The following is a 24,222-nucleotide window of genomic DNA, read 5'->3' on the forward strand; positions in this document are numbered from 1 at the left end:
GGGTGCCAGCGCATAGGGCTTACTCAAGTGAATGAACGCTAGCCGGATGGGCGTCCGGGCGAAATTGTCGTCTTAACTTATCGAAGAACAGATAAATCACCGGTGTGGTGTAAAGGGTCATCAACTGACTCACCACTAAACCACCAACGATGGTAATACCCAGTGGCTGGCGCATTTCTGCACCGTCGCCGCTGCTTAATGCCAGCGGCAGTGCGCCAAACAGCGCCGCCAGGGTGGTCATGATAATGGGCCGAAAGCGCAGTTGACAGGCCTGGAAAATAGCGTCAAACGCACTAATGCCGCTTTGTCGCTGGGCGCTAAGGGCAAAATCCACCATCATGATGGCGTTCTTTTTTACGATGCCTATTAATAATAAAATCCCGATCAATGCGATCAGGCTAAACGGCGCGTGAAATAATTCCAGTGCCAGCAGCGCGCCAATACCCGCCGAGGGCAAGGTGGATAAAATGGTCAGTGGATGGATATAACTCTCATACAGAATGCCCAATACGATATAGACCGTGGCGATGGCCGCCAGGATCAAGATTAACTGCGCATGCTGAGTCTGCTGGAACGCCTTGGCGGTTCCGGCGAAACTGCCGCGCACGTCGGCGGGCACACCCAAACGGGTCATCGCCCGTTCGATGGCGTCCGAGGCGGTGGACAGGGCCACGCCGTCTGGCAGGTTAAACGAAAGGGTGGATGATGCCGATAGCCCTTGATGATTAACTGATAAGGGGGCATTGGTCGGCTGCCAGTGGGCAAACGAGGACAGGGGGATGGACTGGCCGTCTTGGTTGATGAGAAACATTTGTTTCAGTGCGCTAGGATCCTGGGTATAGGCCGGAGCCACTTCCATGACCACCTTGTACTGGTTAAGCGGTTGGTAAATAGTGGAAATTTGTCGTTGGCCAAAGGCGTTGTTCAGCAGATTGTTGACATCGGCCACCGACAGTCCCAATCGGGCCAGTACGTCACGGTTATATATCAGGCCCAGTTCCGCCCCCTGGTCTTCTTGATCGGAATTCACATCGACCAGTTCGGGCAGCGCCATTAGCGCTTGACGAACCTTTGGCTCCCACGTGCGCAAATCGGTTAAATCGTCCGCTAGCAGGCTGTACTGATAATTGGCGCTGGACTGTCTCCCCCCCACCCGGACGTCCTGTACCGCCATTAAGAACAGGTTGGCTCCTGGCTCCTTGGCCAATTTCAGGCGCAGGCGATCAATCACCGCCTGGGCATTGTCATGGCGTTGGGATAAGGGCTTAAGCGAAATATACATCGATCCCGAATTGGTCCGTGAACCGCCGGTGTACCCGGTGACGTTGTCCACCGCCGGATCTTCGCCGACGATGTGCATAAAGTCGCGCAATTTGCCGCGCATGGCCTGGAAAGAGATACTCTGGTCAGCTTTGATTGAACCCACAAGCCGACCGGTATCCTGTTGCGGCATAAACGTTTTGGGTATGGAAATATAGAGCCATAGGTTTAACACCAGGGTCGCCAGAAATAGCGCCAGTACCCAACCGGCATGATGCAGTACCCAATGCAGGGTGCGGGCGTATCCTCGCTGCAGCCATAGCATCACCGCGTTAAAACGATCGGGCCGGGCGCGCGGCGCGGGGGCATGTAACAATCTGGCGCAGAGCATGGGCGTCAGCGTCAAAGAGATAATCATTGAAATGAGTATCGCCACGGACAGCGTGACGGCGAATTCCCGGAATAACCGGCCGGGCAGGCCGCTCATCAACAACAGTGGAATAAATACCGCGATCAAAGACAGGCTCATGGACAAAACGGTAAATCCGACTTCCTTGACCCCCAGTAACGCTGCAGCCAACGGCTTCATACCGTTTTCCACATGGCGGGACGTATTTTCCACCACCACAATAGCGTCATCCACCACAAAACCGGTGGCAATAGTCAGCGCCATCAGTGAGATATTGTTCAGGCTGAATCCGCACAAATACATGGCGGCAAAGGTACCAATTAACGATACCGGCACCGCCAGCGCCGGAATGAGCGTTGCACGCCAGGAACGTAAAAACAGCAATACCACCAGAATCACCAGTGCCACCGCGATGATCAACGATTGTTCCACTTCCGCCAGGGAGGCGCGGATGGTTGGCGAACGATCCTGGGCAATATTCACTTTGATTGCGGCGGGTATGCTGGCGCGCAGGGCCGGCAGCGCGTCGCGTACGTGCTGGACCGTTGAGATGATATTGGCATCCGGGGATCGGAAGATCACCAGCAGTATCGCCGGTTTGCCATTGGCCATGCCGGCATTACGCACGTCCTGCACGGAGTCGATAACGTTGGCCACATCACGCAGTCGTACTGCACCACCGTTAGTGTAATGAACAATCAGCGGTTGGTATTCTTTGGCGCTAAACAACGCATCGTTGCTGCGAATCTGCCAGCGGGAGCTATCATTTTCTACCGCGCCCTGGGGTCGACGCACGTTGGCCTGGCTGATAGCCTGGCGAACGGCGTCCAGGGAGACGCCTTGGTTAAATAACGCCTGTGGGTTTAGCTCCACTCGTACTGCAGGTAAGGAGCCGCCGCCCACCGTCACGGTACCCACACCGTCCAGTTGGGAAATATTCTGTGCCAACTGGGTAGAGGCAATATCATAGAGTTGGCCCTGGCTATAGGTATCCGAGGTCATGGTCAAGATCATGATAGGTGCGTCGGACGGATTGATTTTGCGATACTGTGGCCGATTGGGCATACCGCTCGGCAGCAAGCTTTGCGCGGCATTGAGCGCGGCCTGAACATCGCGCGCCGCGCCATTGATATCACGGTCAAAATCAAATTGCAGGATGATGCGGGTGCTGCCCAGACTGCTGGACGAGGTCATTTCGTTGACCCCGGCCACATGGCCCAGCGCCCGCTCCAACGGCGTTGCGACCGAGGAGGCCATGGTTTCCGGTGATGCACCCGGCAGGCTGGCGGTGACCAGCAACACCGGAAAATCCACCTGTGGCAGCGGTGCCACCGGCAGCAGGCGAAAACCGAGCACGCCGCACAGCGCAATCGCCAGGGTCAGTAGCAGTGTGGCCACCGGCCGGTAGATAAACCAGGCAAAAAATTTCATGTGGTTTCTGGCTTATCGACCAGCAGGTTGCGATGGCGGGACAACCGGTCGAATAATAGATAGATCACCGGGGTGGTGAACAGAGTAAGTACTTGGCTTACCACTAATCCCCCCACCATACAGATCCCCAACGGACGACGCAGTTCGGCGCCCACGCCGGTACTGAGCATCAGCGGTAGCGCACCGAACAGCGCCGCCAGCGTGGTCATCAGGATCGGTCGAAAACGCAGTAGGCAGGCCTGGAAAATAGCATCATAGGGGGTCATGCCTTTTTCCCGTTCGGCGGCCAGCGCAAAATCTATCATCATGATGGCATTCTTTTTAACGATGCCAATCAGCAGAATAATGCCGATGATGGCGATGACATCCAACTCTTGACCGGAGATCATCAGCGCCAATAACGCACCCACTCCGGCGGTGGGCAACGTGGAGAGAATAGTGACCGGATGGATAAAACTCTCATACAGCACACCGAGTACGATATACACCGCCACAATGGCCGCCACGATCAACCAAACCGTGCTGTTCAGCGCCGCCTGGAATGCCAACGTACTGCCTTGATAACGCGTAATTACGCTGTCGGGCAGGTTGACTTCCTGCTCTGCCTGGTTGATGGCGGTGACCGCTTCGCCAAGGGAATAACCTGGCGCCAGATTAAACGAGACGCTAGCGGCCGGGAACTGTTCCTGATGATTTATCGACAGCAGTCCCAGACGCTGTTGCACGCTGCTGATCGCCGATAGCGGGACCCTATCGCCGTTGGCGCTTTTGATCCATATATTATTGAGCGCCATCAATCCGGGCGTGGTATCGGTATTTTGTTCCAGAACCACGCGGTATTGATTGGCCTGGGTATAAATGGTGGAAATAAGCCGTTGTCCAAACGCATCATAGAGCGCGTTATCTACCGCGGACATGGTGATGCCCAGACGACTGGCACTATCCCGGTCCACCTTGATAAACGCCTCAAACCCACGATCTTGTAAATCGCTGCTGACGTCGCGCAGCTGTGGCAGGGTCTGCAACCGAGAGAGCAGGGTGGGAACCCACTGGCTTAACTGTGCCAGGGACATGGTCTGCAGCGTAAATTGATACTGGGTATGGCTGATCTGGGTATCAATAGTCAGATCCTGCACCGGCTGGAGATACAATCGCACGCCGGTCAATCCATCGGTGGCTCGCTGCAGGCGATCGATGACCACGCCAATCCGGTCTTGTCGCTGATCCAACGGCTTAAGATTGATTTGTAGCCGGCCATTGTTAAGGGTGGCATTGGTGCCGTCGACACCGATCAGTGAAGAAACGCTGCGAACCGCCGGGTCTTGCATGATAATGGATAAGGCTTCTTGTTGAAGCTGGGCCATCTTGCTAAAGGACACATTTTGCGACGCCTGCACCGTGCCTTGGATAACACTATTATCCTGGGTAGGGAAAAAACCTTTGGGGATCGTCAGGTACAATATGATGGTCAACACCAGCATGGAAAAAGCCACCGTCAGCGTCAGCCAGGGATGTTTCAGCACCTTTTGCAACCAACGGCCATATCCTGCCACGACTCGTTCAAACAGGCGTTCGCTGGCCCGGGTAAAACGGTTTTGGCGACGCAACGATTCATGGCTTAACATGCGCGCACACATCATCGGCGTCAGCGTCAGCGAGACCACCGCCGAAATAAGGATCGCCACCGCCAGCGTCACCGCGAACTCACGAAACAGTCGACCGACGATATCCCCCATGAACAGCAGCGGGATCAGCACCGCTATTAGCGACACGGTGAGGGAAATAATGGTAAAGCCGATTTCACCGGCACCTTTTAACGCCGCCGTCAGCGGTTTCTCCCCTTGCTCGATATAGCGGGAGATATTTTCGATCACCACTATCGCGTCATCCACCACAAAACCGGTGGCCACGGTGAGCGCCATCAAGGTGAGATTATTGATGGAAAACCCGAGCAGGTACATCACCGCAAAGGTGCCCACCAACGATAGCGGCACGGCAACCGCAGGGATAAGCGTGGCCGCTGCATTACGCAAAAACAGGTACATGACCATCACCACCAGTGCGATGGACAACAGCAGTTCGAAGCGGACATCGTTAACCGACGCGCGGATATTATCCGTCCGATCGGCCAGCAGTGAGATGGAAACCGACTTGGGCAGTCCGGCGCTTAACGAGGGCAGTAGGGCGCGGATGCTGTCGGCGGTGGCAATCACGTTAGCGCCGGGCTGGCGCTGGATATTCATGACGATCGCCGGTTGCCGGTTGGCCCAGGCGTCCAGACGATTATTTTCCGCGCCTTGTTCGATATCGGCGACATCGCCCAGCCGCACCGGCGCACCGTTTTGCCAGCTAATGATCAACTGGCGATACTCTTCGGCGGATTTCATTTGATCGTTGGCTGAAAGGGTCGTGGAACGCTCCGGTCCATCCAGGCTTCCCTTGGGGCTATTCACATTGCCCGCCGCAATGGCTGTGCGCACGGTTTCGCTATCCAGCCCATATGACGCCAGTGCATTGGCATTCATGCGTATCCGTACTGCCGGGCGCTGACCACCTGAAATCGCTACCAGCCCCACGCCGCTGACCTGGGAAATTTTTTGAGCCACTCGGGTTTCCACCAAGTCCTCTACCTGGGTCATCGGCATGGAGGTGGAGGTGATCGCGAGCGTCATGATCGGCGGATCGGCTGGGTTGACCTTGCTATAGACCGGAGGATTAGGCAAATCGGTTGGCAGCAGGTTGCTCGCGTTATTGACTGCCGCCTGCACTTCCTGCTCGGCCACATCCAGCGCCAACGTCAACTGGAATTGCAAGGTAATGACCGAGGCGCCGCCGGAACTTTGCGACGACATCAGTTTTAACCCCGACATTTGTCCGAACTGGCGTTCCAGCGGCGCGGTGATGGACGACGTCACCACGTCGGGACTGGCGCCAGGATAGAGGGTCACGACCTGGATGGTCGGATAATCTACCTCCGGCAGTGCGGAAACCGGTAGTGCGCCGTAGCCGATAATGCCGGCCAGCAAGATGGCAATCATCAGCAAGGTGGTCGCCACCGGACGCAGGATAAACAGGCGAGACGGTCCGCCGTTTTGATGAGAGGGCATCACATCCATCAAGATTTATTCCCATCCCGCCTTGGCTTGGCGCCGAGTGTGGGTTGATTCACTGCCGGGGTAACCACCTCGACCTTTACACCTTCCGTCAGACGATCAATGCCATCGGTAACGACGCGTTGCCCAGCCGCCAAACCGGCGGTGATCACCACTTGCTGGTTGTCGTCTAACCCGGCAGTAACACGATGCTGACTCACCCGGTTTTCATCATTTAACACCCACACAAAATGGCCGTCATTGTTCATTTGCAGTGCTGCTGCCGGGATCACTACCGCATTTTGCAGGGTATCCACCTTCATCCGGATATTGACAAATTGATTGGGAAACAGACTGTCATCGCTATTGTCGAACCGCCCCTTAAGTTTAACCGTCCCGGTGGTAGCATCGATTTGATTATCCATGCTGAGCAGTTTGCCCTCGGTTATTTTCTGTTTATTGGTGCGATCCCACACTTCGATTAACGGTGCAACGCCATTTTTTTGCGACGTGATCACGCTGGCAATGTCGTTTTCCGGTAACGTAAACAGCACATCGATGGGCCGGGTTTGGGTGATGACCACCAGGCCGTTAGTATCGCTACTACTGATATAGTTGCCGACATCAACTTGGCGTAAACCCACCCGACCGTCGATTGGCGCGATGATTTTACTATAAGTCAACTGCAGTTCAGCGCTGGCGAGCGCGCCCTGATCAACCTCAATCTGGCCCTCGGATTCACGCACCGTCGCTTGTTGGGTATCCAACTGCTGGCGGGCAATCAGATTGGTTTTTATCAACTGTTGATAACGGGTTAAATCTTGTCGGGCATTGGCAAGCGTAGCCCGGTCTTTTGCCAACTGGCCTTTGGCCTGTTGCAAAGAAACTTCAAAAGGACGCGGGTCGATCTCCGCCAGCAGCGCGCCCGTCTTGACCCATTGTCCTTCGGTGAAATGCAGCGCCATAAGCTGGCCATCTACCCGGCTACGTACCGTCACCGTAGCGGCCGCAGTCACCGTACCCAATCCGGTTAGATAGCGGGGAACCGATTTTTCCTGGGCAGTGGCGGCCTGCACCGGCGACAGCGTGGACGAACGACGATTGGCGCGTCCATCGCCAGAGCGCACGGTGTTGTTTCCCTTGCGGGAACCTTGTGCCGTTATGTCGTCAGTTGATGGTGCGTGAAATTGCCGCCATAGCAAAACCGCGCCAATGACGATCGCCAAAGATGCCAGTATCAACAGCCATTTGCGTCCAACCGATTTACCCTTCATGTATTGCTATACCTGTCATTAAGCATGCCATTAAGCATTGAGTTGCGTATATTGTCACGCAAATGAGGCCACAGCATCGCATGTCCCTGCGTTTAGGAAAACGATATAAACGCGTCATATTTCAGATTACGGGTGCCAAGACTTACTTACAACGCGACTTATTTTGGGTTTTAAAAGTGTAGACAACAAAGGGACATGAAAGATGGAGGAATTATGAAGGTACTGTCGAGTATTGTTGTGCTGGCACCACGCTTTACCGCGTGACGCCAGCAGGGCCGTATCCCGCCCGCGATTAACGGTGGCGCGGGCCATTGCGGGTCACCTGTTCGTCTTATTGCGGGGCAGCAACGTCAATGTTGCCAAAATATTTATGGGCCAACGTGGTAATCGTTCCTTGCGCTTTCACCTTGGCGATAGCGTCGTTTAGCCGTTGTTTAAGCGTATCGTCACCCTGGCGGATGCCAAACGCAATGCCACTACCGAGAATAGTATCGTCAGTAACTGCCGGACCCACAAAGGCGAATCCCTTACCCTGTGGCTGAGACAGAAATCCTGATTGCCCGGCCGGTGCCAGTACCAGCGTGCCATCCAGTCGCCCCGAGGTCAAATCCATGTAAATCTGGTTTTGATCCTGATAGGACACGACCTTAACGCCTTGTTTGGTCCAATGGGCATTGGCGTAGGATTCCTGGATTGACCCTTGTAATACGCCGATGCTTTTGCCTTTCAACGTCTCGGGGGTGGGCAGCAGTCCGCTGTCCGTACGCGCAATCAGTTTAGTCGGCACCCGATAAATGACGTGGGTGAAATCAATGGCCTGGCGGCGTTTTTCCGTGACATTCATTGCGGAGTTAATCGCGTCGAATTTACGGCTCTGTAACGCGGGGATCAGGCTATCGAACGACGTGTCGACCCATTCACATTTCACGCTGGCAGCCTGGCAGACCGCGTTGCCCAGATCGATATCGAAGCCCTGCAACTGGCCGGTCGGGGATTTTGATTCAAACGGCGGATAAAGCGCTTCCAGGCCAAAGCGTATTGTGCCCGTGTCCGCCATGGCGGTCATCGACGCCAGGCCGCTAGCCAGCATCAGTATAGTCAATAAAGGTTTGGCAATGATTTTCATTATAGGTCCCGTCAAAGGTTAATTATCAATCAATTTAGTGGCACTTATTACGGCTTATTCAACACGGTGGGGAGTTAGGCGTGCGCCGCGCTCCAGGCACAAAGCCGGCGCGCGCCTTCGAGCAGCGTTGGATCGTCCTTGGCAAAACACAGTCTGATCATGCCGGTATTGGTACTATCACTATAAAACGCCGACAGCGGAATGGTTGCTACTTTGGCCTCGCGAATTAACGTGATGACCATATCGCCGTCGCTGTCCGGTGAGAAATGGCTGAACCGCGCCAAAAGGAAAAAGCTCCCGGCGCTCGGCAGTAATTGGAACGGCGAATCGCGCAGAGCTAACGCCAATATATCCCGTTTTTGCTGATAAAAAGCCGACAAACCAAGATAACTGTCGGGCGTCGCCAACGCCTCGGCAAAGGCGTGCTGCATCGGCGTATCGGCGGCGAACACCATAAATTGATGCACTTTGCGGATTTCATACATCAGTTCCGCTGGTGCCAGACAATATCCCACTCGCCAGCCGGTGACACTATAGGTTTTACCGAATGAGGATACCACCACGCTGCGCTCGGCCAGCGCCGGGTAGCGGGCCATACTGCGATGCGGTTGGCCATCAAAGACCACATGCTCGTAAACTTCGTCGGAGAGGATCACAATAGCAGTGTCGGCGGTCAAGGCGGTCAGCCGGCGGATATCTTCCTCGCTGAAAATCATGCCGGTCGGGTTGTGCGGGCTATTGACGATGATCATGCGGGTGCGTGGCGTGATGGCCGCGGCCACCTCGTCCCAATTCACACTATAATCTTCCAGCGAGAGTTTGACCGGCACCGGAATCGCGCCCTGTAACCGGGTTATGGGGGCATAACTGTCAAACGCCGGTTCAAAATAGATCACCTCATCTCCAGGATGCACCAGCGCACTGATGGCGCTGTAAAGCCCCTGGCTGGCACTGGCAAGAATGGTGATTTCAGTGACCGGGTCATACTGACAGCCATACAGGTTGGCCACCTTATCGGCCAATGCCTCGCGCAAGGCCGGCAGGCCAGGCATGGCCGCATACTGGTTATGACCGGCGCGCATGGCTTTGGCGACATTCTCCACTAACTGCGGATCGCAATCAAAATTGGGCGCACCCGACGAAAGATTTAATGCCTGATGCTCGGTACTGAGTTGGCCAATAGTGGTAAAAATAGTGGTGCCGACATCGGGCAACTTAGAGCGGGACGTAATGGCGCTCTGCATAAGTTGATACCTCCTGGTAGGTGGAAAAGGCGATAAGGCCGACGGGCTAAGCCCTACTGATTAAGCAACATAACCCTTGTGACGACAACTGATTGTTTGTCATACTTGCCATGCGTCCGGATCATGACTACTTGGCTGATTCCCCGCGCGTGTACCTACGGAGTCGATAGATGATCAGGTTATTTATTATCATCGTGCCGACGGCGGCGCAATGAACACATTGCCGTCGCTTGACGTGTTGAAAACCTTTGTGGTGGTGGCTGAACGGTTGAATTTTACTCATGCCGCGCGACTTTTGCATCTGACCCAAGGGGCTGTGAGCCGGCAAATCTCTGGGCTCGAGCAGCGGCTGGGATATGCCTTGTTTGTCCGCCAGGCGCGTGGTTTGGGTCTTACTGACGCCGGCGCCATGCTGTTGGCCCCTGTGCAGCAGGCCCTTGGCCAAATTGATAGCGCGCTGGTCGGCATCAATAACCGTCCCGGCAGATTACGGGTAAAATGTCCGACCTGCGCCATGCGCTGGTTATTGCCACGAATTATGCAATTGCAAACGCAGCATCCAGAAATTGATATCACCCTGACGACCTCCATCTCCCATGGGGTTGATTTCGCTGGCGAACACTTTGATGCAGCGGTGGTATTTGGCCGACCGGAGAGCAAAAAAAACCGCGTGATTCATTTATTCGACGAAGTGCTTTCCCCGGTGTGTGTACCCCCTCTGTGGACCGACGGGGAGGAAAGGGATATCGTGACTACCCTGGCGGATAAAACGTTGCTTCATCCCACTCGAGACCGCCGTGACTGGCAATTATGGCTAACCGAAGCTGGCATCGAGGACCTACCCAACGCGAAGTCGCAGCATTTTGACACCCTGGATTTAGCCATGACCGCCGCATTGCAAGGGTACGGCATTGCTATGGGCGATCTTTGCCTGGTAGAGCACGAGTTACAGTCACACCGGCTGATAGCACCCTTTCCTCTGAGCATACAAAGCGGTGCAGCATATTATCTGGTGTACCCTGAACAAAAAGTTCTGCCGCCGGCGTTGAAATTGTTCTCTCTCTGGTTGGAACAAGAAGCGCTATTAAGTCGTCAACGACTGACGACTCACCTCGCCAACGCGGGCGCGCTACCAGAGGCCGCGGCCACTACCCGTTAACGATTTGTTACCTTATTTGCAAGGAGATGATGATGGAAAAACGCATTCTTGGCCGCAGCGGTATTGCTGTGCCTCCATTGGTGTTTGGCGGCAATGTGTTTGGTTGGACAGTCGATCAGGCGAGCTCTTTTAACTTGCTTGATGCTCTGGTGGAAAAACAGCTTAATTTTATCGATACGGCTGATGTTTATTCGGCCTGGGTCAAAGGGAATCATGGCGGCGAATCAGAAACCATTATTGGCAACTGGCTGAAAAAAAGCGGCAAGCGTGATGCAGTGATTATTGCCACCAAGGTGGGCAAACCGATGGGCGAGGGTAAACAAGGCCTGTCGGCGGGGTATATTCGACGCGCGGTGGAGGCGTCGTTACGTCGTCTACAAACGGATTATATCGATTTGTACCAATCCCATGAAGACGATCAATCCGTGTCGTTGGAAGAGACGCTCAGCACCCTCGATGCGTTGGTTAAAGAGGGCAAAGTGCGTGCTATTGGCGCATCCAATTATCAGGGGCCGCGTCTGGCACAGGCATTACGGATCAGTGAACAAAATGGTCTGGCCCGCTACGAGACGCTGCAGCCGCACTATAATCTTTATGATCGTCAGGACTACGAGCAGCATCTGGAACCGGTCGTCACACAACATGGCATTGGTGTGATTAACTACTATGCGCTGGCTAGCGGTTTTCTCTCCGGTAAATATCGGGGTATTGAGGACGCTGCAAAAAGTCAACGTGGGCAAAGCGTGGTCGAACACTACCTCAATGATCGGGGACTGCGCATTCTTAGCGCATTAGACGCTGTTAGCGAGCGACTGCAGGTGACGCCAACACAGGTTGCTCTGGCTTGGCAAATGCGGCGGCCCAGCATCACGGCACCGATTGTCAGCGCTACCTCACTTGAGCAGCTTAATGAGCTGGAAAAGGCGGTAACACTCATCCTCAGTGATGAAGATTATCGCTTATTGGATGAGGCCAGCACCTCTGCAGCTTGAAAAAAAACGGCTAGGAGAATGCATTCCAAGTAACCTATTGGCTGCCTGGAATGGTTGTATCATATTTCGGATATTGGGTTGAGCACAATACGCTATGGTGCGCATTAAAACGACTTTACCAATTCCCCTGTGCGGAAATCTTGGCCATGTTTAATCAGTGAATCGAACGATTTCTCAACACGCCTGACCTGCTGAAAAAACTCTTCCGGTGATAAATGTCCGGCTTTGCTGCTCATATAAGCCAAGGCCAGTTCTTTTGCTTGAAAACGTGAAAAGTTATACATTATTCGCCCCTCGGTATGATGAAAAGATCAGGTTGGAAAGTGATTTCCCTGTTGCTTGTGTAGGTAACATACTACGGGATCCATTGGCCTTTGATAGCGGATTTTATGGATTGATTCGATAGCTGAAAGCTAGCTTGATTTCGGCCCATGCCCGCTAGTGGCGCGAGAGGCCATGGTGAAATGCTTACCGGCAAAACGTACACCAATACCTGTCACCGCTTGGCATTTTGCCAGAGCGCGCTGGACTGATGTTTGATGCGGCTTAGTGTTTTGCCAGGATGCGTTCGGCCGATGCGGGATCGCGTGTCAGGCAGTCTGATGGGCGAATCGGCCGACGCACCAACTCTCCGCCGCAGTTCGGGCAAATATGCATAAACACCGTCTTTGCGCAGGATGCGCAAAAAGTGCATTCATAAGAGCAAATATGCGCCCCAGGATCGTCTGGGGACAGGTCGCAGTCACAGTGCTCGCAGTTTGGTCGCAGAGCCAACATAAAAATTCTCCTCAACGGCGATAATCTCAATATATCCCCCCGGCTCATCACCTGACGGGCCGATGCGTTATGCTAACAATATATGCCGCTGGGTAAAGGCCGGATTGGGCCATGGTTATGCTTTTGCCGGACCAAAAAAATTCATCGAACCGCACCTTACACAACGGCGAGACAACTACGTGACAACTACGTGACAACCGCGCGGGTGTTATCTTGGCCGCAGGGAAGCGGCACGTTCGGTGGCCTGCTGGGGTCAGAGTGGCTGCGATGTAGTGGTGCAAAAAAACCGTATCGATCCGCAATGGGGCATTTAACGCACCATAATAAGGCTGTCCAATCGCTGTGCCCTTGGTGTTAGCCGGCGCTTGGCTGGCGCAAATTTTGCATCAATGGCTCGCGATCGTTGGCTGCGCAAGGGCAAGAGCGCTGTCATGCTAGTGCACGATTTTGTCAGCAAACTCAATGACCTTATTATTATTAAACCCTAGGTGTTTATGGACGACCAAAAAGTAACCTCGGGAAACGTCGACCCGGCACCCGCTGGCTGGCTGGGGCAACTGACGCTGGGATTTGAACGTCGGGACGACCGCACGGTACTGGTTACCCGTCGCCATCATGGACCATTTAACGTGCAGCGGGCATTTTATCCTGAGGAAGATTATCCTCAGGTTTACCTATTACACCCCCCTGGCGGAGTGGTCGGGGGAGATCGGCTGGAACTGTCGGTCGGCATGGGACGCGGGAGTCATGCGTTGTTAACCATGCCGGGGGCAACCAAGTTTTATCGTAGCGCCGGCGCGCAGGCCCATTTGACGCAGGTTTTTACCTTGGCGGAAAACAGCATCCTTGAATGGCTGCCGCAGGGCAATATTTTTTTCCCGGGTGCCAAGGTTGTGATGAAAAACGAGTTTATCTTAGGCTCGGGCGCGCGTTTGCTAGGATTTGAAACGCTGTGTTTTGGCCGCCCAGTAATCGCTGAGGGTTTTGACCGCGGACAGCTTAACTCGCTGTTGCGCATTAATCTGCCTGATTCCCCAGGACTGTATGAACGGCTGCACATCAACGACGGTGACCTGGGAAAATTAGGGGGCCACCCGCTGAGCGCGACATTTTTCGCTGCCCCGGCCAGTGAAGCAATGCTGGAGGCCGTGCGTGAACTCCTGAACGAGGTCTCTTCGCCGGCGGCGGGGGCCAGCTTGCTCGACGCTTTGCTGGTGGTGCGTTTGCTCGATAATGATAACCAGCGGTTGCAGGCCCTCCTGCACCGAATTTGGCTAAGACTACGGCCCATGATGCTAGGACGGGAAGCGGTTATCCCGCGTATTTGGTCCACCTAAGGAGTTTGGCATGGAACTGTCACCCAGAGAAAAAGATAAACTGCTGCTGTTTACCGCTGCGTTGCTGGCGGAACGTCGGCAAGCGCGTGGCTTGAAACTCAATTATCCCGAAGCGGTGGCCTTGATCAGCGCCGCCATCCTTGAAGGTGCTCGGGACGGGCTAACCGTGGCTGAATTGATGAGTCTCGGTCGTGAAGTACTGACCCGTGACGATGTGATGGAAGGGGTGCCGGAAATGATCCCGGATGTGCAGGTCGAAGCCACTTTTCCGGACGGCACCAAATTGGTTACCGTTCATGACCCCATAATCTGACCGATAGCGAGGTAGTATGATCCCAGGTGAAATGCGATTGAGTGCCGACGAGATTGAACTGAATGTCGGGCGCGAGCGGGTAACCGTGACCGTCGCCAACCACGGCGATCGGCCGGTACAGGTAGGTTCCCATTATCACTTTTATGAGGTTAACCCGGCATTGACGTTCGATCGCTCACTGACGCGCGGCTTTCGATTGGATATTGCGGCCGGAACGGCGGTACGTTTCGAACCAGGTCAATCCAGGGATATCACTCTGGTAGCTTACGATGGTAAACGTGAAGTCTACGGTTTTCGCGGTGAAATCATGGGTAAACTGGAGCAAGGGTCATGAGCAAGATTTTACGGCGCGCCTACGCCGAGATGTTTGGTCCGACGGTGGGCGATCGCCTTCGGCTGGCCGATACCGAGCTATGGGTCGAGGTAGAAAAAGATTTTACCGTTTATGGTGAAGAGGTGAAGTTCGGCGGTGGCAAGGTGATCCGTGACGGTATGGGGCAGGGGCAAATGACCTCCGCTTTCTGCGTGGATCTGGTGTTGACCAATGCGCTGATTATCGACCATTGGGGAATTGTAAAGGCAGATATCGGTGTCAAGGATGGCCGTATCGTGGGCATTGGCAAAGCCGGTAATCCGGATGTCCAGCCCGGCGTGACCATTGCCATCGGTCCCGGTACCGAGGTGGTGGCGGCAGAAGGCAAAATCGTCACCGCGGGCGGCGTCGACGCCCATATCCACTTTATCTGTCCGCAGCAGGTGGAAGAAGCCATCTGCGCCGGTGTGACCACCATGATCGGCGGTGGCACCGGGCCGGCGGCAGGCACTAACGCCACTACCTGTACGCCAGGCCCTTGGTACCTGGCGCGTATGCTGCAGGCCGCCGAGACGCTGCCGGTGAATATCGGTTTTACCGGTAAAGGCAATGCGTCCAGACCCGAAGCATTGGCGGAACAGGTCGAGGCGGGCGCCATGGGCTTAAAACTGCATGAGGATTGGGGGACCACCCCGGCGGCCATAAACTGCTGCCTGGGCGTTGCAGATCGCTTTGACATTCAGGTTGCCATCCACACCGACACGCTTAACGAGGCGGGATTTGTCGAGGATACCCTGGCGGCCATCGGCGATCGCACTATCCATACCTATCATACCGAAGGTGCCGGCGGGGGACATGCGCCGGACATTATCAAGGTATGCGGTTACAGCAATATCCTGCCGTCCTCCACCAATCCCACCATGCCCTACACCATCAATACCATCGACGAGCATTTGGATATGCTGATGGTTTGCCATCATCTTGACGCCGGTATCGCGGAGGATGTGGCGTTTGCCGAATCGCGTATTCGCCGCGAAACCATCGCTGCCGAAGACATCCTGCACGATCTGGGCGCGTTTTCCATGCTTTCATCCGATTCTCAGGCTATGGGGCGCGTGGGTGAGGTCATACTGCGTACCTGGCAAGCCGCACATAAAATGAAGGTGCAGCGTGGCCCGCTGTCGCCCGATACCGTGCGCAATGATAATTTTCGGGTGAAACGCTATATTGCCAAATACACCATTAACCCGGCTATCACCCATGGCATCTCTCATGAGGTGGGTTCCATCGCGCTCGGCAAACTGGCGGATCTGGTGTTGTGGTCACCAGCGTTTTTTGGTGTGAAACCTAGCCTGATTATCAAGGGCGGTATGATTGCCATGGCGCCGATGGGCGATGCCAATGCATCGATTCCCACACCGCAGCCGGTGCATTATCGTCCCATGTTTGGTGCTTTGGGTGGTGCGCGCCATGCTACCCGCATGACGTTTCTCTCCCAAGCGGCTTACGCCAATGGCCTGGCTGCGCGGCTTGGGCTGCAAAGCCTGATTGGCGAGGTGCGACACTGTCGCCAGGTCAGAAAAGCCGATATGATTCATAATCATTGGCAGCCGACGATTGAGGTGGATGCGCAAACCTACCAGGTGCGTGCAGAGGGTGAATTATTAACCTGTGAGCCTGCGGCCGTATTGCCCATGGCGCAGCGCTATTTTCTTTTTTAACCACAAGGGGAAGCCTGGATGATTGTGTTAACCAAACGCCTGGAACACCCGCAGTTGGCAACGGCTACGGTCACCCTTGATCTGGATACCCGGCTAAAAAGCCGGGCGCACGTGGTACTCGACGATGGACGCGAGGCGGGTTTAATGCTGCCGCGTGGGCAGGTGATTCGCGGTGACGATCTGCTCGCTGACGAGAATGAGCAGCATGTGATACAGGTTATCGCTGCCCCCGAAACGGTATCCACCGTTTATGCCAACAATAGTCTGCTATTGGCCCGGGTATGTTATCACCTCGGCAATCGCCATGTTCCTCTGCAGGTAGAACGGGAATGGGTGCGCTACCAACACGATCACGTGCTGGATGATATGGTGCGTGGCCTGGGCGCGACGGTCGAAACGGGTCAGGCGCCGTTTGAACCTGAAGCCGGGGCTTACCAAAGCGCATCTCCAGGCCATCATCACCATCATCATTAATGATGCTTAATCAACTCGCACTACTGCGTCTGATGCAATTAATCAGTCCCAGCCTGCCGGTGGGGGGATTTACCTATTCGCAAGGGTTGGAGTGGGCGGTGGAAACCGGTTGGGTAAATTCTGGCGAGGCCTTTGTCCGCTGGCAGCAGCAGATCATCGACGGCACCCTCCGATACCTGGATTTACCGGTGTTGATCCGGTTATTCCAGGCGTGTGACGCTGGGGATGATACGGCATTTCTGCACTGGAGCCATTTTTTGCTGGCGAACCGTGAAACCGGCGAGTTACGTCAGGAGGAGCGGCAGCGTGGTCAAGCGCTGGCCAGATTGATAACCGATTGGCCTGATTTGACGCCCGGGCCCGCGTGGCTGCCGGCGATACGGCAGTGTCAACTGGCGGGCATCGCCTGGCTGGGGCGGCAGTGGTTAATTCCGCTTGAGCCATTGGCCTTAGGTTATGCGTACAGTTGGCTAGAGAGCAGCGTGATGGCGGGGCTAAAACTGGTCCCCTTTGGTCAACAGCGGGCACAAAGCCTGCTGCGTGAACTCTCGGCGTTGCTGCCAGCCGCTTACGCCCGGGCTGCCACACTACAGGATGACGAGTTGGGTGATGGTTATCCATTGCAGGCGATTGCGTCATCCTGCCATGAAACTCAATACTCGCGGCTGTTTCGTTCATAACGCCGCGCTACTTTTGCGACCAGCCGCCTGGACAATACGACCACCAGGCCCGGCGAGGGGATGATATGCTGCATTATAAACAACCGCTGCGCATTGGCGTAGGCGGCCCGGTAGGTTCAGGCAAAACTGCGCTTTTGGAAATGCTGTGCAAGTCACTGCGCGATCGCTATCAGTTGGCGGTGGTCACCAATGACATCTACACCAAGGAGGATCAGCGAATTCTCACCGAGGCGGGTGCGTTGGCGGCCGATCGTATTGTCGGGGTTGAAACCGGCGGCTGTCCGCATACCGCTATTCGTGAGGATGCCTCCATGAATCTGGCGGCGGTGGAGGATCTGGCGCGTAAATTTGGTAACCTGGATATTATTTTTATTGAGAGTGGTGGCGATAATCTCAGTGCTACCTTTAGCCCGGAATTAGCCGATTTAACCCTGTATGTGATTGATGTCGCCGAAGGGGAAAAAATACCCCGCAAAGGGGGGCCGGGCATTACCAAATCAGATTTTCTGGTGATTAACAAAATTGATCTGGCGCCTTACGTCGGTGCATCGCTGGAGGTGATGGAGCGTGATACCCAACGTATGCGCCCCCAACGCCCCTGGGCTTTCACTAACCTGAAAACCGGCGTGGGGCTTGATGCGGTGATCGCGTTTATTATTAAGCAAGGGTTGCTGGAGAGTCGTTGAACTGGCGTTGGGCCCAGCGCGCCAGGCCGGCGGTCACCGAACCAAAATCATCGCCGCTGGCCAGTGGGATACCGGGCAGGCTTTGCTGGAGCGCCAGACGCAGCAGCGGGGATCGGGCGCTGCCGCCGGTGAGATAAACCACATCGGGACGCGGCGCACCGCTTTGCGACATCACATCGTCCACCTGCTGTTGGATCCGTGCCATGGGTTGGCTGAGCGCCTCGGTCAATTCCACCCGATCGATAGGCACCTGCATCTCCTGGCGAATGAAGTCCAGGTTAGCGGTCGTCTGTGGTTCGGTGGACAGGGCAATTTTGCATTCTTCGGCGCAGCGTACCAGCCGATAGCCTAATCGTTGACGGTACACCTGCAACAAAGCGCCGAGACACTGCGGTTCGGCGGCGTCACGGATCAGTTCACGCAGTAGTCGGCCGTTGGCGCTGCTGTAAAATTCGCTTTGCGCCGGGATATCATTGATGGCGACCGCTTGCCAGAACGGCAATGCGGGCAGCGCCAAACCTTTTTCCGTGTGTCCTCCCATGCCGAGCAAGGGCATTAGCGTCTTAAACGCCAGCATGATATCCAGATCGTTGCCGCCGATACGACAACCGCTATGGCCGAGCAGGCTTTGCTGGCGATCGGGTAATTTTAGCCATTCAGGACCCATCAAGAGTAACGAACAGTCGGTGGTGCCACCGCCGATATCTACCACCAGCACAATTTTTTCTTCAGTGAGCGTCGCCTCGAAATCCAGGCCGGCAGCCACCGGTTCGAACTGAAACGCAATCTCGGCAAAACCGGCACGTTCGGCGGCCCGCTGTAAAATACCTTGAGCCTGGCGGTTGGCGTCTTCGCCCCCGGTACCCTGGAAATTCACTGGCCGGCCAATCATGGCTTGGGTAATCGGCTGGGTTAATAGTGATTCCGCCTGCCGTTTGATATGACACATCATGGCGCAGACCAGGTCCTCGAATAACGCGATCTGCTGTGGTTTGAGACCGTTGGCGCCCAAGAAGGATTTGGGCGATTTCACAAAATAGACGTCTTCAGGGTCGGCGATATAATTAGCCAGCGCCGGCTGACCGAACTGCAGACTATGCTCCGTCAGCACGATACCTTCCAGGTGATTGGCGTTGATTGACCGCCGCAGCAGGTTCTGATTTTCCTCACTGCCGGCGGGTATTTGCCAGAAGGTATGCAGATATTCACTTACCGCTTCGCGCGTAGGCGCGCATAGCATCGAAGCCATATAGGGTGAGGTACCCTCGAGCGGTAGCAATCGCGGGTGGTCTCCCTCCATAATCGCCACCGAGCAATTCGCGGTACCGTAATCAAATCCAATAAACATCGTTGTCTCCCATGCCAATGAGGCCCGGAACTTTACCTGAATGTATTGGCTCAGGCAACGAATAACCCGGGCATATGGGTCTGAAAATAGGGGCCTGAAAATAGGGCGACAAATCTTACTGAAGAATAAAAGAACGGTTGTCTAGCCCGTTCGATAGTGAGAAGGCATTTTTACCGGTGTGTTTTACCAGCACGGTAATGTCAATACGTTGCCAGCGGGTCAGAGTAGGTTAACTACTTCGCTCGGATGAGTGGATTGCTCAACAATTTGTTGATGTTTTTCGAATAACAAAACCCGCCCGCGTCCGTTATGTTTGGCGTTGTAACAGGCAATGTCGGCTTGTAACATGACGTCCTTATCATGACAGTTTTGCTGGTTTATCATCGTGATGCCGGCACTGCCGCCAATGTGATATAACTTATCTTGCCAACAGAACGGATAGTTATTTATCGCTTGGATAATCAGTTGTACCAATAGGTGGGCATTCGCTTGGGAGCAATTCGGCAATAGCAGGCCAAATTCATCGCCACCCAGGCGCGCCAGACAGTCGTAGTGTCGAATCTTTTCTTGCATTAGTTGACCCAGTTCCAATAACAACGCATCGCCGGCCACATGTCCTGCCGTGTCGTTGATTTCCTTGAACCGATCTAAATCGATAAATACCAGCGCATGTTCATGTTTCTCCGTGCGGGCGGTCATTAACGCATTATCCAACTGTTTCTCGAAGCTGGCGCGGTTTGGCAGACCGGTGAGTACATCATGGGACGCGTTATAGCTCAGCTGTTGCAATAACTGTCGCGATTCGCTGACATCCTCAATGACCAGCACTGCACCCACGTTCTCTCCTTTCAGGTTTCTTAATGGGGTCGAACTATAATGGATATCAAACAATTGGCCGCGGCGATTATTTAATACCAGCACGCTGTCGATGGCGATGATATCCTGCGGCCGCTGACGTTCCTTTTCAATGGAAGCCGGTAACTGTGGGCCATCGGCACCAACGCTAATATGTAAGATCTTATCGATATGCTGGCCGCGGGTATTTTCCAGATCCCAGCCGGTCATGCTTTCCGCCACCGGGTTCATAAAGTTAACCCGCAGGTGACTATCCACCGATATTACCGCGTCGCCAATGGAATCCAGAATAATATGCAGGCGTTCCTTTTCCTCGTGCAGATCGTTAGTGAGCCGGACCTCGCTGGTCATATCCAAATTGACTCCAATCATGCGTACCACGTGGTTATTATCATCTTTGAGCATATTGGCGTAGGCACGGATATGGCGAATGTCACCGTTGTCGTGGCGAATACGAAACTCCAGTAAAAAAGGCGTATTGTGTGATTGAGCCAGGCGAATGTTCTTCAATAACACAATGCGATCTTCTGCAAGCACACGCGACAACCAATAGTTATAATTGACCCGCTCGTCGGGAGGCATGGCGTAGATTTCCCGCATGCGTTGATCCCAGCTTAAAATATCAGTTTTTATATCCCATTCCCAAATGCCTACGCCGCCGGCTTTGTTAGCCAGCGTAATGCGCTCCATCAGACGCCGGTGGGTCATCTCGCTCTCCTTGACGTCGGTAATATCCTCAATCTGCGAGATAAAATACAGTGGCGCATTACGTTTATCACGCACCAACGAGACTGCCAGCAATGCCCAAACAATCTTACTGTCGCTACGGATATAACGTTTTTCCAGGGTATAACTTTCAATATGGCCTTTTAGCAGGTCGTCACGTTGGGTCAGATCGTTGTTAAGATCGTCTGGATGAGTAATTTGCTGAAAACTGAGTTCATGTAACTGTTGCGCACTGTAGCCCAGAAACCGGCACAGCGATTTATTCACCTGCAACCAGAGGCCATCCAATGAAACCAAAGCCATGCCGATGACGGAATATTCCATCGCATTGCGAAAACGGGTTTCGTTTTGCTCTATAAGGCTGCGTTCGGTGCGAAAAGCGTTCATGACCATGGCCATGGTGTTGGCGGGAATCAATATTATCAACAAAGGGATATGCAGTTGCATCCCTAGTTGGGTATTTGGTGGAAGATCAAGCTTAACCCACCCGCTCACCTGTGCGCTATATAAGGCAATTGTTGTCACCAGAAATAACCAAAAGGCTTCAAAGCGGGGTAGCCGCATTGCGCCAATGATTAAGGGCAGGATAATTAAGATCAGCGGAAACGGGAAATAGTGCAGCGAAAAATAGCAAATTGCCAAGGTCAGCACGATGAACAGCAGCAGCTCTAACCAGGAACGCAGTGTGGGCAGCATGTTTGGTGCGTCGTGATGCCACAGCAGCCCCACCGGTGTCAACGCCAGAATACCCAACGCTTCTGAGGTAAACCATTGCAGCACGAAGAGGGCATAATCGCCGTGATGGTAGGGAGAAAAGTAGCCGGCGGCCAGCCCACCTAGCAGTGGCACCAATATCACCCCCACCAGGAAAAATGATAGCCAGGATACAATGCCGTCGAGGGGATCGTTTTCGTTTAACACCCAACGCAGCAACCACCCCCCTAAAGCAGCCTCGGCGAGGCTAATGCACATCAGCGGCAAACTGTTTATTACCGGTGTTCCGGTCACTATATGGGCGATCACCAGTGCGAAAGCGCTACACAATATGAGCTAAGGCCAATAAAACCATGGACATGCAAATAGCGCAGCCAGCAGTATCGCAGTAGTCAACCATAACGGAGAAAGGGGGGCGACAGAATGGTTCAGATCCAGGCAAGCAATAGAAATACTCAATATCAGCAGCGACACTGCCGCAATGAAAATCCATATGCCATAATTATTATTAGCGGTATTTTTATTGGCATTCATTTTAATATCCTGATATTTCTTATAATTAGAATAGCCTATAAATCGCCTAACACGTTCTTCTTTGTCCCAATACCGTTTTTCTTGAGTTGTAACCACTGAGTGGCAATGCAAAGACTAACGGAAAAGACGTTTAATGTATTAAAAAAAATGAGGCCAGTCCCAAAAAGATAAAAAAACCACCGGTGTCGGTGACTGCAGTGATCATGACGCTCGAGCCTACGGCTGGGTCGTGACCGACCTTCATCATAATAAGGGGGATCAGTACGCCCATGAGTGACGCCAGGAGTAGATTCAGCAACATAGCCAACATCATGACGCCGCCGAGTCCCGCATCATGATAAAGCAACCAGGTGATGAGACCCATAATCCCGCCCCACACCAGGCCGTTAATCACCGCCACGCCTAATTCGCGCAGCAATAAAAACCGGGTGTTTCCCGGTTCCAATTGATGGAGCGCTGCTGCGCGAACGATCATGGTGATGGTTTGATTACCGGTATTGCCACCAATGCCGGCGACAATGGGCATTAGGGCTGCCAGGGCCACTAACTGTGAAATAGCGCCTTCGAACAGACCAATGACCCTAGAAGCGATAAACGCGGTGCAAAGATTGATGGCCAGCCAGGCCCAACGCGTGCGTACCGTTTGGCGCACGGGAGCAAAAATATCCTCAGCAGGACTTAAACCGCCCAGATTGCGCAGGTTACTGTCATTTTCTTCAAAAAACAGATCCACCACATGCTCAATGCTGAGCCTGCCCATCAGCTTGCCTTTGACGTCAACCACCGGCGCGGTGATCATATCATAACGTTCAAAGGCGCCAGCGGCGTCTTCCGCCAGATCTTCCGGATGAAAGGTGGTGGGGTGGTCATCCATAACGTCCGTCACCTGTTTATTGAGGGGGTTAAGTAACAGGGTAGACAGCGCCAACTCGCCCACCAACAGGTTATGTCGATTGACCACAAACAGCTTGTCGCTGTTTGTCGGTAAGGTTTTTCGCCAGCGCAAATAACGTTGGACCGTGGCAAGACTCACGTCGGGACGCACCGTCGCCAGCTCAAAATCCATATGATAACCCACGGTGTTGTGCTCGAAGTTCAACATCGAGCGCACCTGCGCCCTACGCTGCGGCTCGAGGGCGGTAAGCATCCTGCCCACCAAATCCCGTGGCAGGTATCTGGCCAAATAAGCCTGTTCGTCGATGTCCAACGGCCGAATAGCCGTAAGGATATCGCGATTGCTCATTTCACTAATCAGGCTATCCCAAACATTCTCCGAGGCTTCCACCAAGGTTTTACCGCGTTTATCATTATCAATGATTCGCCAGAATGCCAAACGTTCATCATGAGGCAGACTTTCAAGTATATCGGCTAAATCCGCCGCATGCAGTTGATGTTGTATTTCCACCAACTGAGCAGTCTGATCAATCAAATCCTGCGGTGAGCTACTGCCATCGCGCGCCGGACGTGCCAGTATGCTATCAACCAGACCTCGGTTGGCCAGTAATAACCCAAGTACCTGACGGCGTAACTGCGTCAGCGGCAGCGTTTGATGTTGTTCAACAGGCATAACTTTACCCCGGGGCATGGTTAATCGGTAACGTGGCCGAGCCGCAACGTAATGCCACTAAACAGGATATCGACGGACCACCCGGCGGCGGCGTTAGGTGAAGCCTATAAGTAGCATAATCCGGACGAGAAAAACTGGGGCAAAATATAACGCTAAAGCAGAGTCAAACGCTAAAAATCACCGCGACACT

The 24,222-nt window shown here is 54.0% G+C and carries 20 protein-coding genes; 9 read left to right on the plus strand and 11 right to left on the minus strand.

Annotated elements, in window-relative coordinates; all coding sequences use genetic code 11:
* Nucleotides 1-19: 19 nt before the first annotated feature.
* The 5 genes from mdtC to SJI19_RS00145 form a co-directional block, all read right to left on the minus strand.
* The gene (gene mdtC, locus SJI19_RS00125) at nt 20-3,100 is read right to left on the minus strand and encodes a multidrug efflux RND transporter permease subunit MdtC (RefSeq protein ID WP_323476230.1); all 3,081 of its coding nucleotides are present in this window, start codon (nt 3,098-3,100) and stop codon (nt 20-22) included.
* Nucleotides 3,097-6,216, minus strand: coding sequence for an MdtB/MuxB family multidrug efflux RND transporter permease subunit (locus SJI19_RS00130; protein WP_323476231.1), 3,120 nt, complete (start codon nt 6,214-6,216; stop codon nt 3,097-3,099). The genes mdtC and SJI19_RS00130 overlap by 4 nt, the downstream gene beginning before the upstream one ends.
* Nucleotides 6,216-7,466 carry an MdtA/MuxA family multidrug efflux RND transporter periplasmic adaptor subunit gene (locus SJI19_RS00135; protein ID WP_323476232.1) on the minus strand — a complete coding sequence of 417 codons (1,251 nt, stop codon included), beginning with the start codon at nt 7,464-7,466 and terminating at the stop codon, nt 6,216-6,218. The genes SJI19_RS00130 and SJI19_RS00135 overlap by 1 nt, the downstream gene beginning before the upstream one ends.
* Before the next feature lie 331 nt (nt 7,467-7,797).
* Complete coding sequence (locus SJI19_RS00140; RefSeq protein ID WP_416347478.1) at nt 7,798-8,556, minus strand: ABC transporter substrate-binding protein; 759 nt, start codon at nt 8,554-8,556, stop codon at nt 7,798-7,800.
* Between the two features lie 110 nt (nt 8,557-8,666).
* Nucleotides 8,667-9,836, minus strand: coding sequence for a methionine aminotransferase (locus SJI19_RS00145; RefSeq protein ID WP_323476234.1), 1,170 nt, complete (start codon nt 9,834-9,836; stop codon nt 8,667-8,669).
* 211 nt (nt 9,837-10,047) lie between these two features.
* Between SJI19_RS00145 and SJI19_RS00150 the strand changes: the two genes are divergently transcribed.
* Both SJI19_RS00150 and SJI19_RS00155 read left to right on the plus strand, forming a co-directional pair.
* Entirely contained in the window at nt 10,048-10,995 is a 948-nt protein-coding gene (locus SJI19_RS00150; RefSeq protein ID WP_323476235.1) for a LysR substrate-binding domain-containing protein, read from the plus strand.
* A 32-nt stretch (nt 10,996-11,027) separates the two neighbouring features.
* Nucleotides 11,028-11,987, plus strand: coding sequence for an aldo/keto reductase (locus SJI19_RS00155; RefSeq protein ID WP_323476236.1), 960 nt, complete (start codon nt 11,028-11,030; stop codon nt 11,985-11,987).
* A 104-nt stretch (nt 11,988-12,091) separates the two neighbouring features.
* Here the strand turns inward: SJI19_RS00155 and SJI19_RS00160 are convergent, their stop codons facing one another.
* Both SJI19_RS00160 and SJI19_RS00165 read right to left on the minus strand, forming a co-directional pair.
* On the minus strand, nt 12,092-12,271 hold the full coding sequence (locus SJI19_RS00160; RefSeq protein ID WP_323476237.1) for a hypothetical protein: 180 nt from the start codon (nt 12,269-12,271) through the stop codon (nt 12,092-12,094).
* 262 nt (nt 12,272-12,533) lie between these two features.
* Nucleotides 12,534-12,764, minus strand: a complete 231-nt coding sequence (locus SJI19_RS00165) for a DUF1272 domain-containing protein (protein ID WP_323476238.1) — start codon at nt 12,762-12,764, stop codon at nt 12,534-12,536.
* Between the two features lie 494 nt (nt 12,765-13,258).
* Between SJI19_RS00165 and SJI19_RS00170 the strand changes: the two genes are divergently transcribed.
* The 7 genes from SJI19_RS00170 (at nt 13,259) to ureG (ending at nt 18,288) form a co-directional block, all read left to right on the plus strand.
* Nucleotides 13,259-14,101, plus strand: a complete 843-nt coding sequence (locus SJI19_RS00170) for an urease accessory protein UreD (protein ID WP_323476239.1) — start codon at nt 13,259-13,261, stop codon at nt 14,099-14,101.
* A gap of 10 nt (nt 14,102-14,111) precedes the next feature.
* Nucleotides 14,112-14,414: an urease subunit gamma gene (locus SJI19_RS00175; RefSeq protein WP_323476240.1), complete on the plus strand. Its 303-nt coding sequence runs from the start codon at nt 14,112-14,114 to the stop codon at nt 14,412-14,414.
* 16 nt (nt 14,415-14,430) lie between these two features.
* The gene (locus SJI19_RS00180) at nt 14,431-14,748 is read left to right on the plus strand and encodes an urease subunit beta (RefSeq protein WP_323476241.1); all 318 of its coding nucleotides are present in this window, start codon (nt 14,431-14,433) and stop codon (nt 14,746-14,748) included.
* On the plus strand, nt 14,745-16,448 hold the full coding sequence (ureC, locus tag SJI19_RS00185) for an urease subunit alpha (protein ID WP_323476242.1): 1,704 nt from the start codon (nt 14,745-14,747) through the stop codon (nt 16,446-16,448). Before SJI19_RS00180 ends, ureC begins: the two co-directional genes overlap by 4 nt.
* A gap of 18 nt (nt 16,449-16,466) precedes the next feature.
* Nucleotides 16,467-16,922, plus strand: a complete 456-nt coding sequence (gene ureE / locus SJI19_RS00190; RefSeq protein WP_323476243.1) for an urease accessory protein UreE — start codon at nt 16,467-16,469, stop codon at nt 16,920-16,922.
* Between the two features lie 2 nt (nt 16,923-16,924).
* Entirely contained in the window at nt 16,925-17,602 is a 678-nt protein-coding gene (locus SJI19_RS00195) for an urease accessory protein UreF (RefSeq protein ID WP_323476552.1), read from the plus strand.
* A 65-nt stretch (nt 17,603-17,667) separates the two neighbouring features.
* Nucleotides 17,668-18,288 carry an urease accessory protein UreG gene (ureG, locus tag SJI19_RS00200; protein ID WP_323476244.1) on the plus strand — a complete coding sequence of 207 codons (621 nt, stop codon included), beginning with the start codon at nt 17,668-17,670 and terminating at the stop codon, nt 18,286-18,288.
* Here ureG and yegD read toward each other — a convergent pair.
* From yegD to SJI19_RS00220, 4 genes are all read right to left on the minus strand, one after another.
* A complete protein-coding gene (gene yegD, locus SJI19_RS00205) occupies nt 18,260-19,636 on the minus strand; it encodes a molecular chaperone (protein WP_323476245.1) in 1,377 nt (458 codons plus the stop codon). The genes ureG and yegD overlap by 29 nt on opposite strands.
* 219 nt (nt 19,637-19,855) lie before the next feature.
* Complete coding sequence (locus tag SJI19_RS00210) at nt 19,856-22,240, minus strand: diguanylate cyclase domain-containing protein (RefSeq protein ID WP_323476246.1); 2,385 nt, start codon at nt 22,238-22,240, stop codon at nt 19,856-19,858.
* A 27-nt stretch (nt 22,241-22,267) separates the two neighbouring features.
* Nucleotides 22,268-22,465 carry a hypothetical protein gene (locus SJI19_RS00215; RefSeq protein WP_323476247.1) on the minus strand — a complete coding sequence of 66 codons (198 nt, stop codon included), beginning with the start codon at nt 22,463-22,465 and terminating at the stop codon, nt 22,268-22,270.
* Nucleotides 22,466-22,595: 130 nt separating this feature from the next.
* Nucleotides 22,596-24,032: a magnesium transporter gene (locus SJI19_RS00220; protein WP_323476248.1), complete on the minus strand. Its 1,437-nt coding sequence runs from the start codon at nt 24,030-24,032 to the stop codon at nt 22,596-22,598.
* Nucleotides 24,033-24,222: the final 190 nt, after the last annotated feature.

Source organism: Acerihabitans sp. TG2, from assembly GCF_035013185.1.
GTDB lineage: Bacteria > Pseudomonadota > Gammaproteobacteria > Enterobacterales > Enterobacteriaceae > Acerihabitans.